The 15,020-nt window shown below is 73.1% G+C and carries 16 protein-coding genes; 13 read left to right on the top strand and 3 right to left on the bottom strand.

Annotated features, from left to right (window positions below; translation table 11 throughout):
* The first annotated feature begins 87 nt into the window (after positions 1-87).
* The 4 genes from AB0J10_RS11085 (at position 88) to AB0J10_RS11070 (ending at position 4,720) form a co-directional block, all read left to right on the top strand.
* Positions 88-525, top strand: coding sequence for a gamma-glutamylcyclotransferase (locus tag AB0J10_RS11085; RefSeq protein ID WP_018889198.1), 438 nt, complete (start codon positions 88-90; stop codon positions 523-525).
* 168 nt (positions 526-693) lie between these two features.
* The gene (locus tag AB0J10_RS11080) at positions 694-1,503 is read left to right on the top strand and encodes a purine-nucleoside phosphorylase (RefSeq protein WP_363060120.1); all 810 of its coding nucleotides are present in this window, start codon (positions 694-696) and stop codon (positions 1,501-1,503) included.
* A gap of 137 nt (positions 1,504-1,640) precedes the next feature.
* A complete protein-coding gene (locus tag AB0J10_RS11075) occupies positions 1,641-3,338 on the top strand; it encodes a phospho-sugar mutase (protein WP_363060118.1) in 1,698 nt (565 codons plus the stop codon).
* A gap of 185 nt (positions 3,339-3,523) precedes the next feature.
* Positions 3,524-4,720 carry a hypothetical protein gene (locus AB0J10_RS11070; RefSeq protein ID WP_363060116.1) on the top strand — a complete coding sequence of 399 codons (1,197 nt, stop codon included), beginning with the start codon at positions 3,524-3,526 and terminating at the stop codon, positions 4,718-4,720.
* A gap of 65 nt (positions 4,721-4,785) precedes the next feature.
* Here AB0J10_RS11070 and AB0J10_RS11065 read toward each other — a convergent pair whose 3' ends face one another.
* Positions 4,786-5,427: a PH domain-containing protein gene (locus tag AB0J10_RS11065; protein ID WP_363060114.1), complete on the bottom strand. Its 642-nt coding sequence runs from the start codon at positions 5,425-5,427 to the stop codon at positions 4,786-4,788.
* Positions 5,428-5,526: 99 nt separating this feature from the next.
* On the opposite strand from AB0J10_RS11065, the gene deoC reads away from it, so the two are divergent.
* The 3 genes from deoC to AB0J10_RS11050 are packed head-to-tail and all read left to right on the top strand — an operon-like array spanning position 5,527 to position 8,848.
* Entirely contained in the window at positions 5,527-6,474 is a 948-nt protein-coding gene (gene deoC, locus AB0J10_RS11060) for a deoxyribose-phosphate aldolase (RefSeq protein ID WP_363060514.1), read from the top strand.
* A 6-nt stretch (positions 6,475-6,480) separates the two neighbouring features.
* Entirely contained in the window at positions 6,481-7,929 is a 1,449-nt protein-coding gene (locus tag AB0J10_RS11055; RefSeq protein ID WP_363060112.1) for an aldehyde dehydrogenase family protein, read from the top strand.
* Positions 7,922-8,848 (top strand): aldehyde dehydrogenase family protein, encoded by a 927-nt coding sequence (locus tag AB0J10_RS11050; RefSeq protein ID WP_363060109.1) that lies wholly within the window; start codon positions 7,922-7,924, stop codon positions 8,846-8,848. Before AB0J10_RS11055 ends, AB0J10_RS11050 begins: the two co-directional genes overlap by 8 nt.
* A gap of 84 nt (positions 8,849-8,932) precedes the next feature.
* Here the strand turns inward: AB0J10_RS11050 and AB0J10_RS11045 are convergent, their stop codons facing one another.
* Positions 8,933-9,274, bottom strand: a complete 342-nt coding sequence (locus AB0J10_RS11045) for a hypothetical protein (RefSeq protein WP_363060107.1) — start codon at positions 9,272-9,274, stop codon at positions 8,933-8,935.
* A 50-nt stretch (positions 9,275-9,324) separates the two neighbouring features.
* On the opposite strand from AB0J10_RS11045, the gene AB0J10_RS11040 reads away from it, so the two are divergent.
* Positions 9,325-10,032 carry a uridine kinase gene (locus AB0J10_RS11040; protein ID WP_363060105.1) on the top strand — a complete coding sequence of 236 codons (708 nt, stop codon included), beginning with the start codon at positions 9,325-9,327 and terminating at the stop codon, positions 10,030-10,032.
* 164 nt (positions 10,033-10,196) lie between these two features.
* Here AB0J10_RS11040 and AB0J10_RS11035 read toward each other — a convergent pair whose 3' ends face one another.
* Positions 10,197-10,976: a SigE family RNA polymerase sigma factor gene (locus tag AB0J10_RS11035; RefSeq protein ID WP_363060103.1), complete on the bottom strand. Its 780-nt coding sequence runs from the start codon at positions 10,974-10,976 to the stop codon at positions 10,197-10,199.
* Positions 10,977-11,158: 182 nt separating this feature from the next.
* Between AB0J10_RS11035 and afsQ1 the strand changes: the two genes are divergently transcribed.
* From afsQ1 to AB0J10_RS11010, 5 genes are all read left to right on the top strand, one after another.
* On the top strand, positions 11,159-11,836 hold the full coding sequence (afsQ1, locus tag AB0J10_RS11030; RefSeq protein ID WP_026165053.1) for a two-component system response regulator AfsQ1: 678 nt from the start codon (positions 11,159-11,161) through the stop codon (positions 11,834-11,836).
* Positions 11,833-13,359, top strand: coding sequence for a HAMP domain-containing sensor histidine kinase (locus AB0J10_RS11025; protein ID WP_363060100.1), 1,527 nt, complete (start codon positions 11,833-11,835; stop codon positions 13,357-13,359). Before afsQ1 ends, AB0J10_RS11025 begins: the two co-directional genes overlap by 4 nt.
* Positions 13,356-14,027 carry a hypothetical protein gene (locus AB0J10_RS11020; RefSeq protein ID WP_363060098.1) on the top strand — a complete coding sequence of 224 codons (672 nt, stop codon included), beginning with the start codon at positions 13,356-13,358 and terminating at the stop codon, positions 14,025-14,027. Before AB0J10_RS11025 ends, AB0J10_RS11020 begins: the two co-directional genes overlap by 4 nt.
* A 121-nt stretch (positions 14,028-14,148) precedes the next feature.
* Positions 14,149-14,673, top strand: a complete 525-nt coding sequence (locus AB0J10_RS11015; RefSeq protein WP_363060096.1) for a VanZ family protein — start codon at positions 14,149-14,151, stop codon at positions 14,671-14,673.
* 92 nt (positions 14,674-14,765) lie between these two features.
* Entirely contained in the window at positions 14,766-14,966 is a 201-nt protein-coding gene (locus AB0J10_RS11010) for a PspC domain-containing protein (protein ID WP_363060094.1), read from the top strand.
* The last annotated feature ends 54 nt before the right edge of the window (positions 14,967-15,020 follow it).

Genomic DNA, 15,020 nt, shown 5'->3' with positions numbered 1-15,020 from the left:
GCCCGTACGGCGGCGGTCCTCCCCGCGGGTCCGCCCCGGGGGATCGGGGCGGGCGGCCACCGCTTCCCCTCCCGTACCCTCGATCCCATGTCGCTCTACGCCGCGTACGCCGGCAACCTCGACGCGCGGCTGATGACCCGCCGCGCACCGCACTCCCCGTTGCGCGGCACGGGCTGGCTCAACGGCTGGCGGCTGACGTTCGGCGGCGAGCAGATGGGCTGGGAGGGGGCGCTGGCCACGATCGTGGAGGCTCCCCGCTCGCAGGTCTTCGTCGCGCTGTACGACATCGCCCCGCTCGACGAGGACTCGATGGACCGCTGGGAAGGCGTCGGGCTCGACATCTACCGCCGCATGCGGGTGCGGGTGCACACGCTGGACGGCGAGGAGCCGGCCTGGGTGTACGTCCTGAACGGCTACGAGGGCGGGCTGCCCTCCGCCCGCTACCTGGGCGAGATCGCCGACGCGGCCGAATCCGCGGGCGCCCCCCACGACTACGTGATGGAGCTGCGCAAGCGCCCCTGCTGACCGGGGCGCCAGGAGGCCCTTCCGAGGGGCGCACCGGCTGCCCCGACCCGTCGAGCCGTGCGCCCGGCGGGCTTTCGCGCGCCTTTGTGCATTTCCACGAGGAAACGGTTGCAGAGTCGTGAGCATCGTCATCTACGCGCGTAGGGTTTCTCAGGCTAGGCTTTTCTCGTGAACGTTTCCCTTACCCCGGACCCCCACGCCGCCGCCGACGCCGCGGCCGCGCGCCTGCGAGAGCTGACCGGCGCCGACACCCACGACGTCGCCCTGGTGATGGGCTCGGGCTGGGCGCCCGCAGTCGACGCCCTCGGTGCCCCCGACGCCGAGTTCCCGGTCACCGAGCTGCCCGGCTTCCCGCCCCCGGCGGTCGAGGGCCACGGCGGCAAGATCCGCTCGTACCGGATCGGTGAGAAGCGGGCGCTCGTCTTCCTCGGCCGTACCCACTACTACGAGGGTCGCGGCGTGGCCGCCGTGGCGCACGGTGTGCGCACCGCCGTCGCCTCCGGCTGCAAGACCGTCGTCCTGACCAACGGCTGCGGCGGTCTGCGCGAGGGGATGCGGCCCGGCCAGCCGGTCCTCATCGGCGACCACATCAACCTCACCGCGGCCTCCCCGATCGTCGGCGCCAACTTCGTGGACCTGACCGATCTGTACTCGCCGCGGCTGCGGGCGCTGTGCAAGGAGGTGGACCCGACGCTGGAGGAGGGCGTCTACGTCCAGTTCCCCGGCCCGCACTACGAGACCCCGGCCGAGATCAACATGGTCCGCGTCATGGGCGGTGACCTGGTCGGCATGTCCACGGTGCTCGAGGCCATCGCGGCCCGCGAGGCCGGCGCCGAGGTGCTCGGCATCTCCCTCGTCACCAACCTCGCGGCGGGGCTGTCGGGCGAGCCCCTGAACCACGAAGAGGTCCTGCAGGCGGGCCGTGACTCCGCGGCGCGGATGGGCGAGCTGCTGACCCGGGTGCTGGCCCGGATCTGACGGGTCGCCGCCCCGGCGCCGGCGCGGCGCCGGGCACGGACCCCGCGTGCCGGGCGCGCCGCCCGGAGCGCAGCGGGAACACCGCCGCCCGGCACGGGCGGGCACAGGCGCTGCCGGGCACACAGCCGGCGGCACTCATGCTCACGACGACACCAGAGAGGCACATCACCGTGGCGCAGGACCTGATCGCGCAGGCCCGGGCTTGGCTGGCCGAGGACCCCGACGCGGAGACCCGCGACGAGCTGGGCCGGATCATCGAGGCCGGGGACACGGCGGAACTGGGTGTCCGGTTCGCCGGGACCCTGCAGTTCGGCACGGCCGGTCTGCGCGGGGAGCTCGGGGCCGGGCCGATGCGGATGAACCGCGTCGTCGTCATCCGCGCCGCGGCCGGGCTGGCCGCCCACCTCAAGGCGCAGGGCCACGCCGGCGGCCTGGTCGTGATCGGCTACGACGCCCGGCACAAGTCCGCGGACTTCGCCCGCGACACCGCCGCCGTCATGGCCGGTGCCGGGCTGCGGGCCGCGCTGCTGCCGCGCCCACTGCCCACGCCCGTGCTCGCGTTCGCGATCCGGCACCTGGGGGCCGTCGCCGGCGTCGAGGTCACCGCGAGCCACAACCCGCCGCGCGACAACGGCTACAAGGTCTACCTCGGGGACGGCTCCCAGATCGTGCCCCCGGCCGACGCCTCGATCGCCGCGGCGATCGAGGCGGTTGGCAGCATCCACGACGTGCCGCGCCCCGAGGGCGGCTGGGAGACGCTCGGGGACGAGGTCCTGGAGGCGTATCTGGAGCGCACGGACGCGGTCCTCAGCCCGCACTCGCCGCGCACGGCCCGCGTGGTCCACACGGCCCTGCACGGCGTCGGCGGCGACGTGGTGCTGGCGGCCTGGGAGCGGGCCGGCTTCCCCGCCCCCGTGCTCGTCGGCGAGCAGGCCGAGCCGGACCCCGACTTCCCCACGGTCGCCTTCCCCAACCCGGAGGAGCCGGGCGCGATGGACCTTGCGTTCGCGAAGGCGCGCGAGGCCGGGCCGGACCTCGTCATCGCCAACGACCCCGACGCCGACCGATGCGCGGTGGCCGTCCCCGACGGCAGCGCGGACGGCGGCTGGCGCATGCTCCGCGGCGACGAGGTCGGCGCGCTGCTCGGCGCCCATCTCGTCCGCAAGGGCGTGTCGGCGAAGGACGCGAGCAGCACCTTCGCCACGTCGATCGTGTCGTCGTCGCTGCTCGGCCGGATCGCCGCCGCGGCCGGGCTCGGCTACGAGGAGACCCTGACCGGCTTCAAGTGGATCTCCCGGGCGGAGGGCCTGCGGTACGGCTACGAGGAGGCGCTCGGCTACTGCGTCGACCCGGACGGCGTGCGCGACAAGGACGGCATCACCGCCGCGCTGCTGGTCGCCGAACTGGCCTCGGAGCTGAAGGCCGAGGGCCGTACGCTCACGGACCTGCTGGACGACCTCGCCGTGGCCCACGGTCTGCATGCGACCGACCAGCTGTCGGTGCGCGTGGAGGACCTGGACGTCATCGCGGAGGCCATGCGCAGGCTGCGCGGGAAGCCGCCCGTGGCGCTGGCCGGGCTGCGGGTGGTGTCGGCGGAGGACCTGTCGAAGGGCACCGAGTCGCTGCCGCCCACGGACGGCCTGCGGTACTACCTGGAGGGCGAGTACGCCGCCCGCGTGATCGTCCGCCCGAGCGGCACCGAGCCCAAGCTCAAGTGCTACCTGGAGGTAGTGGTCCCGGTCGGTGGTCCGGGCGAGCTGGCCTCCGCGCGGACCCGTGCCTCCGAGGTCCTCGCGGCCGTCAAGCGGGACCTCGCCGAGGCCGCCGGGATCTGACGGCCCGCCGGGCCGGAGCCGCCCGTCCGCGGCCGGACGCGGGCGGACGCGGGTGGACGTGGGCGGACGCGGGCGGTCTTCTTGCGGGTGATTTCCGTACGGCAACCGACCTACCTGGCCGTGCCCCTCCGTGTCCTGCGGGCGAAGGTGGCCCCGGTAGCGCCCGCCGAATCACCGGAGCCCCCGTGCCCCCGACCGCAACCCCCCACGCCACCGTCCCCGCCTCCCGCCGGGCACCCGGCTCGGGAGGCGGTGCCGTACCCGGCGGGGAGAGCCGGCTGCTCCAGGCGCTGAACCGGGCCGCCCCGGCGCTGCTCGGCTATCTGGCCGTACGGCTGACGGGGCTCCTGGTGCTCGCCCGGTGGGCCCACCTCAAGGGCGAGAGCCTCTGGCCGACGCTGGCCGCCTCCTGGGACTCCCACTGGTACCTGGGGATCGCCGGCCACGGCTACCACCACGAGCTCGGACCCGCCCTGAACACCAACAACCTGGCGTTCTTCCCGCTCTACCCGGTGCTGGTGAGGGCCGTCGCGGCGGTGAGCCCGGGCAGCCTCGCCTCGGTGGCCCTGGCGATCTCGGTGGTGGCGTCCGTCGCCGCGGCGTGGGGTGTCTTCGCGGTCGGCGAACGGCTGCACGGCCGGCGCGCCGGGACCGTGCTGGCGGTGCTCTGGGGCGCGATGCCCGTCGCGGTCGTCCAGTGGATGGGTTACACCGAATCGCTGTTCACGGCGCTCGTGGCGTGGTCGCTGTACGCGGCGCTCACCGGCCGCTGGCTCTGGGCCGGCTGGCTGGCGGCCCTGGCCGGGCTCACCCGGCCGACGGGCGTCGCGATCGCCGCGGCGGTGGCGGTGGCCGGACTGGTGGCGTTCGGCCGCGGCCGCGGCCGACGGGCGCTCGCGGGAGCGCTGGTCGCCCCGCTGGGATGGTGCGGCTACGTGGCCTGGGTGGCGCTCCGCCTCGGTCGCTGGGACGGCTACTTCGCCGTGCAGCGGCAGTGGGCCAATGTGTGGGACGGCGGGAAGGTGACGCTGGAGGAGCTCACCCAGCAACTCGCGTACGACCCGGACCCGCAGTTGCTGATGCTGCTCGTCTCCGTCGTCCTGGTGCTGGCCACCGGGCTGTTCCTGCTCTGTCTCGCCGACCGGCAGCCGCTGGTGCTGGTGGTGTTCACCGGTGTGCTGCTGCTCGTCGTCCTCGGCAGCGGCGGCGTCTACTTCCCGCGCGCCCGGTTCCTGCTGCCCGCGTTCCCGCTGCTGCTGCCCGTGGCGGTGGCGGTGGCGCGGGCGCGGAGGGCGGCGGCGCTGCTGGTCCTGGGCGGTGCGGTGCTGTCCTCGGCCTGGCTGGGCGGGCATCTGCTGCTGGTGTGGCAGGGCCCGCCGTGAGGGGCACGTGGCGGGCTCCGTGCCGTGCCGCGGTCCGCGCACCCGGCCCGGGAGGCCGGCGCCGCTCAGCCCAGGGCGAGCAGGACGAGCAGCGCGACCGCTCCCACGACGACCGGTCCGGCGATCTCGTAAGCCCAGCGCACTCGCGGCTCGCCCGCGGCGGTCGGCCGGTGCGCGGCCCGCTCGGACAGCTCCCGCAGTTCGGCGATCGTCCGGTCACCGGGCGCCATGTGCGACGCACCGCCCGCGGTGGGGACGCCGCCCGGCCCGGTGGTGCCCCCGGAGTCGCCCGCGGCGGCCCTCGACCGCCTGCGGGCGGCCGTCTTGCGCTGCCGCAGCGACACCGGCACGGCCCACAGCTGGTACTTCGCGCCGTCCTCGGTGAGGACCTCGCTGGAGTACGCGGCGCGCACCTCCGCGACCGTCCGCCAGGGCAGCTCGATGGTGCGGAAGGGGTTCCTGATGCGAAGCCGGTCGTCGTTGGCGAAGACCGCCGGCCGCAGCGTGAAGGCGACGACCAGCGGCACCAGCACCAGGAGTCCGGCGAGCGCGATCCAGGGCGTGAGCCCCTCACCGCGGACGAGCGCGTCGCCGCCGATCCAGCCGGTGAGCGCGAGCAGCAGCACACCGGCCGCGATGCCGGAAAGCGAACGGTAGGCGCGGTCGGCGTAGACCGGCTCGGTGGTCGGCTGCTGGGGGCTCTTCATGCTCACGATTCTGCCCCATGGGCGAGTGGCGCCGGATGACGAGTCCCCGGTGCCCCCTGTACAGGTTGCTACGCGCGTAGATATGCTGGTCTGGTGACCATGCCCACCATTGCACCTGCATTCGCTGACGTGACCTCGTCCGACAGCGCACTGCGCCGCTTCCTGCACGGGCTGCCCGGTGTCGACGCCGTCGGCCTGGAAGCGCGCGCCGCGTCTCTCGGCACCCGCTCCATCAAGACGACGGCCAAGGCGTACGCCATCGACCTGGCCATCTCGATGATCGACCTGACGACGCTGGAAGGCGCGGACACCCCGGGCAAGGTCCGGGCGCTCGCCGCCAAGGCCGTCAACCCCGACCCGACCGACCGCTCCGCGCCGAGGACGGCCGCCGTCTGCGTCTACCCCGACATGGTGGCCACCGCCAAGGCCGCCCTGGGCGGGGCGGACGTCAAGGTCGCCTCCGTCGCCACCGCCTTCCCCGCCGGCCGCGCCGCCCTGGACGTCAAGCTCGCGGACACCCGTGACGCCGTCGAGGCCGGGGCCGACGAGATCGACATGGTGATCGACCGCGGCGCCTTCCTCGCGGGCGACTACCTGAAGGTCTTCGAGGAGATCCGCGCCGTGAAGGAGGCCTCCGGCCCCGCCCGGCTGAAGGTCATCTTCGAGACCGGCGAGCTCTCCACCTACGACAACATCCGCCGCGCCTCCTGGCTCGGCATGATGGCCGGAGCGGACTTCATCAAGACGTCGACCGGGAAGGTCGCCGTCAACGCGACCCCGGCCAACACCCTGCTCATGCTGGAAGCCGTCCGCGACTTCCGCGCGCAGACCGGCGTACAGGTCGGCGTGAAGCCCGCCGGCGGCATCCGCACCAGCAAGGACGCCATCAAGTTCCTGGTCCTCGTCAACGAGACCGCGGGCGAGGACTGGCTGGACAACCACTGGTTCCGGTTCGGCGCGTCCAGCCTGCTGAACGACCTGCTGATGCAGCGCCAGAAGCTGGCGACCGGCCGCTACTCCGGCCCCGACTACGTGACGGTGGACTGAGACCCCATGACCATGGACAAGCATTCTCTCTTCGAGTACGCGCCCGCACCCGAGTCGCGGTCGGTCGTCGACATCGCCCCGTCGTACGGCCTCTTCATCGACGGCGAGTTCACCGACGCCGCCGACGGCAAGGTCTTCAAGACCGTCTCCCCCTCCACCGAGGAGGTCCTGTCCGAGGTCGCCCGGGCGGGCTCCGAGGACATCGACCGTGCGGTGAGGGCCGCGCGCAAGGCGTTCGAGAAGTGGTCCGCGCTGCCGGGCTCCGAGCGCGCCAAGTACCTCTTCCGCATCGCCCGGATCATCCAGGAGCGCTCGCGCGAGCTCGCCGTCCTGGAGACCCTGGACAACGGAAAGCCGATCAAGGAGACCCGCGACTCCGACCTCCCGCTGGTCGCGGCGCACTTCTTCTACTACGCGGGCTGGGCCGACAAGCTCGGCCACGCGGGGTACGGACCCGACCCCCGGCCCCTCGGCGTCGCCGGCCAGGTCATCCCGTGGAACTTCCCGCTGCTGATGCTGGCCTGGAAGATCGCCCCGGCGCTCGCCACCGGCAACACCGTGGTGCTGAAGCCCGCGGAGACCACCCCGCTGTCCGCGCTGTTCTTCGCCGACATCTGCCGCCAGGCCGGGCTGCCCAAGGGCGTCGTCAACATCGTTCCCGGCTACGGCGACGCGGGCGCCGCGCTCGTGGCCCACCCGGACGTGAACAAGGTGGCCTTCACCGGTTCCACCGCGGTCGGCAAGGCCATCGCCCGCGAGGTCGCGGGCACCGACAAGAAGCTCACGCTGGAGCTGGGCGGCAAGGGCGCCAACATCGTCTTCGACGACGCCCCCATCGACCAGGCCGTCGAGGGCATCGTCGGCGGCATCTTCTTCAACCAGGGCCAGGTCTGCTGCGCGGGCTCCCGCCTCCTCGTCCAGGAGTCGATCCAGGACGAGCTGCTGGACTCCCTCAAGCGGAGGCTGTCCACGCTGCGCCTCGGCGACCCGCTGGACAAGAACACCGACATCGGCGCCATCAACTCGGCGGAACAGCTGGCCCGGATCACGGCCCTCGCCGAGACCGGCGAGGCCGAGGGAGCCGAGCGCTGGACGGCACCGTGCGAACTGCCGTCGTCCGGCTACTGGTTCGCCCCCACGCTGTTCACCAACGTCACCCAGGCCCACACCGTCGCCCGTGACGAGATCTTCGGCCCGGTGCTGTCGGTGCTGACGTTCCGCACCCCGGACGAGGCCGTGGCCAAGGCCAACAACAGCCAGTACGGCCTGTCGGCGGGCATCTGGACGGAGAAGGGCTCCCGCATCCTCGCGGTGGCGAACAAGCTCCGCGCGGGTGTCGTGTGGGCGAACACCTTCAACAAGTTCGACCCGACCTCGCCCTTCGGCGGATACAAGGAGTCGGGCTTCGGCCGCGAGGGCGGCCGCCACGGTCTGGAGGCCTACCTCGATGTCTGAGTCGACGCGTCTGTCCGTCTTCAAGACCTACAAGCTGTACGTCGGGGGCAAGTTCCCCCGCAGCGAGAGCGGCCGGGTGTACGAGGTGACCACAGCGACATCAGCCTCCGGCGCGGCGGGCAAGGGCAAGGGCAAGGGCAAGTGGCTGGCCAACGTGCCGCTGTCCTCACGCAAGGACGCCCGCGACGCGGTCGTCGCCGCACGCAAGGCGTTCGGCGGCTGGTCGGGCGCCACGGCGTACAACCGCGGCCAGATCCTCTACCGCGTCGCCGAGATGCTGGAGGGCCGCAAGGAGCAGTTCGTCCGCGAGGTGGCCGACGCCGAGGGCCTGTCGAAGTCCAAGGCGGGCGCGGTCGTGGACGCAGCGATCGACCGCTGGGTGTGGTACGCGGGCTGGACGGACAAGATCGGCCAGGTCGTCGGCGGGGCGAACCCGGTCGCGGGCCCGTTCTTCAACCTGTCGACGCCCGAGCCGACCGGTGTCGTCACCGTCCTGGCCCCGCAGGAGTCGTCCTTCCTCGGGCTGGTGTCGGTGATCGCCCCCGCGATCGCGACGGGCAACACGGTCGTGGTCGTCGCCTCCGAGCGGGCCCCGCTGCCGGCGCTCTCGCTCGGCGAGGTGCTGGCCACGTCCGACCTCCCCGGCGGCGTGGTCAACGTCCTCTCCGGCCGCACGGCCGAGATCGCCGCCCCGCTGGCCGCGCACCAGGACGTCAACGCGATCGACCTCACCGGGGCCGAGGCGCAGCTCGCAAAGGAGCTGGAGGTCGCCGCCGCGGACAACCTCAAGCGGGTGCTGCGGCCCCGCGAGGAGGACTGGACGGCCGACCCCGGCACGGACCGGATGACGGCCTTCCTGGAGACCAAGACGGTCTGGCACCCCACGGGTTCGCTGGGGGCCTCCGGCTCGGCGTACTGAGCCCGCGGTGCGCGCACCGCGCCGCACGCTCGGCGGGCCCGCGGGGAACGATCCCCGCGGGCCCGCCGAGCGTGCACCCTCCGGTCAGCCCGGGACGAGCCCGCCGAGCAGCGGGCCGGCGACCGGCACCTCCCGCGGACTGCCCAGGGACCCGGTGACGTGGCGGGTGTCGAGCGCCTGGAAGTCGGCGACCTGGGTGCCGACTCCGTTGTCGAGCGGGTCCACACCGGTGTGCGCCAGCGGGTTCAGCGGAACGTTCTCGACGGGCGCCCCGACGTACCCGACGCTGTCCGCGAGGGCGTTCACGGTCGCCGAGCCGTGGCCGTCCGCGTGCGCCGCCTGGGCCGGTGCGGCCCCGGCTCCGAGCGCCGCGCCCAGCGCGGTGACGGTCAGCCCGGCCGCCCTGAGGAATTTCGTGCCTGCCATGGAATCCTGCCTCCAGTAGTAACCGGTCGACGACGCAGCGTAGTTGCGATGTGACGCTCGATACCAACCGGACCTCCGGGGGATCCCACGCACGGGTCAATGCCTCACACTGGTGTCCCGTGAGTTCCCAACCCCCGCCGACGCGCGTCGTCCTGCTGTCCGGGCCCTCGGGTTCCGGAAAATCGTCCCTCGCCGCCCGCTCCGGCCTCCCGGTGGTGCGCCTCGACGACTTCTACAAGGAGGGGAACGACCCCAGCCTTCCGCTGATGGCGGGCACCACGGCCGTCGACTGGGACTCCCCCGACTCCTGGGACGCCGACGCCGCGGTCCTCGCGATCGCCGAACTGTGCGGTACGGGACGGACGACGGTCCCCGTGTACGACATCGCCACCAGTTCCCGGACCGGCGCCGAGTCCGTCGACATCTCCCGTAGCCCGCTCTTCGTCGCGGAAGGCGTCTTCGCCGCGGACATCGTGGAACGCTGTCGGGAGCTCGGCATTCTCGCGGACGCCCTGTGCCTGCGCGGACGGCCCTCGACGACCTTCCGCCGCCGGCTCGTGCGGGATCTGCGCGAAGGCCGCAAGTCGGCGCCGTTCCTGTTCCGGCGCGGCTGGCGGCTGATGCGCGCCGAACGCGGCATCGTCGCGCGTCAGACGGCGCTGGGCGCCCACCCCTGCGGCCCGGACGAGGCGCTGGGACGTCTCGCCACGGCCGCCGCGGGACACTGCCGCCGCGTCCCGGCGAAGGAAGCTGTGTAGGCCCGAGCCCCCGGGGAACCGTCCGCCGACGTGGCGGCGCGGCGACGCCCGCGGCTCCGGCCGCCCGCCCGCGGACGTGCGAAGCGGGGCCGTACAGAACCCCCGGTCCTGTACGGCCCCGCTTCGTTTCCCCCGTGGATCCCCCGTGATCCCCCGTACCGCCTTCAGGCCACCAGCTCGCCGAAGGACTCTTCCTCGTCACGGCCGAAGCTGAGGGCGTCGTCCTCGCGCATCCGGCGCAGGGAGCGCCAGATGCTCGACTTCACCGTGCCGACACTGATGTCGAGGATCTCCGCGATCTCCGGGTCCGTGCGTCCCTCGTAGTAGCGCAGCACCAGCATCGTGCGCTGCAGCTCGGGGAGCCGGGCCAGGGCCTGCCACAGGACCGCGCGCAGCTCCGTGCCGCGCATGGCGTCCGTGTCGCCCGCCCTCTCGGGCAGCTCCTCGGTCGGATACTCGTCGATCTTGCGCCGGCGCCAGGCGCTGATGTGCAGGTTCGTCATCGTCCGCCGCAGGTAGCCGCCGACCGCAGCCTTGTCGCTGATCCGGTCCCACGCCCGGTAGGTGGAGAACAGCGCGCTCTGCAGCAGGTCCTCCGCCTCGTAGCGGTCGCCGGTCAGGTGGTAGGCGGTCGCGTACAGGGAGGCGCGGCGCTCCCGGACGTAGGCGGTGAACGCCGCTTCGGCGTCCGCCTGCTCCCCCGGGACACTCCGCTCCCCCGCGGCCTCCCCGTACGCGCTTCCCCCGTGGCCCCCCTCTGCCCTGGCGTCGACGACCGTCATGAGGGACGTGCGCCCCTGATCGGCGGTCGACGGCCGGTACTGGCGCCCGGCGCCGCGAACGCACCCCCGCCCGTTCACGGCGCCGGACTTCTCGGTGTTCCGTACGACGTCGTGGAGACGCGTGACAACCGCGCTCGAAGACGTGCTGTGCAGTGCGTTCATCCCGCGCCCCCCGTCGGTAGGTGTCCGTTCGTGCCTTGTGGAGAAGACTCTGCCCGGGGGACTTCACACCGCTGTCCGCCGACTGTCACAGGCCTGTCACAGGGCCCCGTGTCCCCGGCGGGACGGGGCCGGGGCGGTCCGGCGGTCGAACTGTCGGGGCCGCATGGGCCAGAATGACCTCCGTGCCTTTCCTGTTGCTGATCGAGGACGACGACGCCATCCGCACGGCCCTCGAACTCTCCCTGTCACGCCAGGGCCACCGTGTGGCCACCGCGGCGACGGGCGAGGACGGCCTGAAACTGCTGCGCGAGCAGCGGCCGGATCTGATCGTGCTGGACGTGATGCTGCCCGGCATCGACGGTTTCGAGGTGTGCCGGCGGATCAGGCGCACGGACCAGTTGCCGATCATCCTGCTGACCGCGCGGAGCGACGACATCGACGTCGTCGTCGGGCTGGAGTCGGGCGCCGACGACTACGTGGTCAAACCCGTGCAGGGGCGGGTGCTCGACGCCCGGATCCGCGCCGTGCTGCGGCGGGGTGAGCGCGAGTCGACGGACTCGGCGACCTTCGGCTCGCTGGTCATCGACCGCTCCGCGATGACGGTCACCAAGAACGGCGAGGACCTGCAGCTCACGCCGACCGAGCTGCGGCTCCTGCTGGAGCTGAGCCGGCGCCCCGGCCAGGCCCTGTCCCGCCAGCAGCTGCTGCGCCTCGTGTGGGAGCACGACTACCTGGGCGACTCCCGGCTGGTGGACGCCTGCGTCCAGCGGCTGCGGGCGAAGGTGGAGGACGTGCCGTCCTCGCCGACGCTGATCCGCACGGTCAGAGGCGTGGGCTACCGGCTGGACACTCCTCAGTGAGCGGTGCCGCAAAGAGGGCCATACTCGCGGGACTTGGCTGGACCAGTCTCAGACTGCGCCTCGTCGTCGTGTTCGGCATGGTCGCGCTGACCGCCGCCGTGTCCGCGTCCGGGATCGCGTACTGGCTGAACCGGGAGGCCGTGCTGACCCGTACGCAGGACGCGGCGCTGGGCGACTTCCGGCAGCAGATGCAGAACCGTGCCGCATCGCTGCCCGCCCGGCCCACGGAGAGCGAACTGCAGACGACGGCTGAACAGATGGCCGACGGCACCGCCGGATACAGCGTGCTGCTGCTCGGGGAACGGGCCGCCGGCAAGCCGATCGTCGGCGCCTCCGACCCCGACGTCTTCACCCTCGACGACGTGCCCGCGGAGCTGCGGAAGGCGGTGAACGACCAGCCGCGTCTGTTCTGGGTGCGCACCCAGCGCGGCAACACGCCCTATCTGGTGGCCGGCACGCGCGTCGTCGGCGGCGGGCCCACGGGCTATCTGTTCAAGTCACTCGACCAGGAGCGCCAGGACCTGAACTCACTGGCCTGGTCGCTGGGCATCGCCACCGCCCTGGCCCTGGCGGGCTCGGCGCTGCTGGCCCAGGCCGCCGCGACGACCGTCCTCAAGCCGGTCCAGCGGCTCGGGCAGGCGGCCAGGCAGCTCGGCGAGGGCAAGCTGGACACCCGGCTGCAGGTGTCCGGCACGGACGAACTGGCCGATCTGTCCCGGACCTTCAACAAGGCGGCGGAGTCGCTGGAGAAGAAGATGGCGGACATGAGCGCCCGGGAGGAGTCCAGCCGCCGCTTCGTCGCCGACATGTCGCACGAGCTGCGTACACCGCTGACCGCACTGACCGCCGTGACGGAGATCCTGGAGGGCGAACAGGACGCCCTCGACCCGATGATCGCCCCGGCCGTGGAACTGGTGGTGAGTGAGACCCGGCGGCTGAACGACCTGGTGGAGAATCTGATGGAGGTGACCCGCTTCGACGCGGGCACCGCGCGACTGGTCCTCGACGACGTCGACGTCGCCGACCAGGTCACCGCCTGCATCGACGCGCGGGCCTGGCTGGACGCCGTCGAACTGGACGCGGAGCGCGGCATCATGGCCCGTCTCGACCCGCGCCGCCTCGACGTCATACTCGCCAATCTGATCGGCAACGCGCTGAAGCACGGCGGCTCGCCGGTGCGGGTGGCGGTGCGCACGGAGGGCGAGGAGCTGCTCATCGAGGTACGGGACCACGGTCCGGGCATTCCGGAGGACGTTCTGCCGCACGTCTTCGACCGGTTCTACAAGGCGAGCGCCTCGCGGCCGCGGTCCGAGGGCAGCGGCCTGGGGCTGTCCATCGCCATGGAGAACGCACTGATCCACGGGGGCGGCATCACCGCGGCCAACTGCACGGACGGCGACGGCGGTGCGGTGTTCGTGCTGCGGCTGCCCCGTGACGCCTCCGACCTCACCCCGGAGGGCCACGGGCGGGCGGCGTCCCGGGAGCGCGAGGGCGAGCAGGAAGAGGAGGGCGGCGCACGGTGAGCCGAGTACGTGGGTCACGCGGGGCCGGGCCGGGCCGGGGCCCCGCAGGGCCCGGACTGCGCCGGACCGCGGTGGCCGTGGCCGGTGCCCTCGCCCTCGTGGCCGCCGTGGGCGGCTGCGGCATCAGGACGACCGCGGTCCCGGTCGACGCCGGCCCGGCGCCCTCCCGGGTGCCGTGCACCCTCTCCGGCAAGGAGACCGCCGCCCGGCCCCAGCCGCAGATGCCGGTGCGGGTGTACCTGGTCTGCGCGTCGGCGCTGGAGGCGGTGGACCGTACCGTCCCGATCGCCGAGGGACGGACCGGCAACCGGGTGCGGATCGCCCAGGCACTCGTCCAGGAGTTGCGGGAGGACCCGTCGGAGACCGAGCGGGAGGCCGGGTTCGCGAGTCTGGTACGGGGGCCGCTGACGGTCTCCCCGCCGCGTGACGGCGATCCGGCGGGCACGCTGCGGCTGAGCCGGCAGCCCGAGGACCTGCCGCCGACGGCGCTTGCGCAGGTCGTGTGCACGCTGGCGGAGAGCGAGGCGGCGAGCACGGGCGGCACGGTGGTGCTCGCGGGACCGGGCGAGTACGCGCCGCGCGGCTACCGCTGCACGGACTCGGTGAAGCAGCGTCCGGACACGGCCCTGCCGACCGCCGGCCCGCTGCCGTCGCCGGCCGCCTCCTGACGAGGCTCCGGCGGGTGAGCGATTCCGGCGCGACCGGAACGGAACCGATCCCGCCGGTCGTCGCGTCTTGGGGGGCGTGCAGCGTCAAGGTTCGGGCGGCAGCGCCGCCATCCGCTTCCGCGTGGCAGGAGGCGTCCTCCTGCTCGCACATCTCGCTCTCGTGGCGTGGCTGACGCTCCGCCCTCTGGATGTGCCGTGGGTGACGGCGGCGAACCTGGAACCGCTGGCGGGCATCAAGGCCGACCTCGCGGCGGGCCCCCTCCACGCGGCCCGCCGGATCGGTGAGGGACTGCTGCTCCTGGCGCCCCTCGGGATACTGCTCCCGATGGCGGGCGGCAGGCTCGCCGTCTCCCCCTGGGCCTCACTGGCGCGCACGGTCTCGGCGGGGGCGCTGCTGTCCCTGGGCATCGAACTGCTCCAGACCGCGGTGCCGGGCCGGGTCGTCGACGTGGACTCGCTGCTGCTCAACACCGCCGGGGTGGCGCTGGCCCATCTCCTCGTCGTTCCCGCCGGGCGGGCCCGGCTGCGGCGCGGGCGCTCGGGACGCCGCCCGGCACGCCGTGGGAAGGACCGGGGACCCCTGCTCCGGGAGGACGCTCCTCAGGGGCCCACCCCTACGATTCCCAGGGTCGGGATCGCCCCGTAGAGCGACGCATTCTCCGATGGTTCCGGGTGAACATGGAGTCATCGGGAGCCCGACGGAGGGGCTCCGACGAAGGACTCGTGAAGGAGCACCCCATGGCCGCACTTGCCCGCCCCCGCGACGGACGGATGATCGGCGGAGTGTGCGCAGCGCTGGCACGGCGCTTCGGCACCTCCGCGACCACGATGCGCGTGATCTTCCTGGTGTCCTGTCTGCTGCCCGGTCCGCAGTTCCTGCTGTACCTGGCGCTGTGGCTGCTGCTGCCGACGGAGAAGAGCGCGACCACGTCCTGGTGACGACCACCGCGCCCACGCGTGGGAGGCGCGCACCCGGACGTCCGGGTGCGCGCC

Origin of the sequence: Streptomyces sp. NPDC049887 (assembly GCF_040656535.1) — a bacterium.
GTDB lineage: Bacteria > Actinomycetota > Actinomycetes > Streptomycetales > Streptomycetaceae > Streptomyces.
This window is presented reverse-complemented; position numbering and strand designations above follow the sequence as displayed.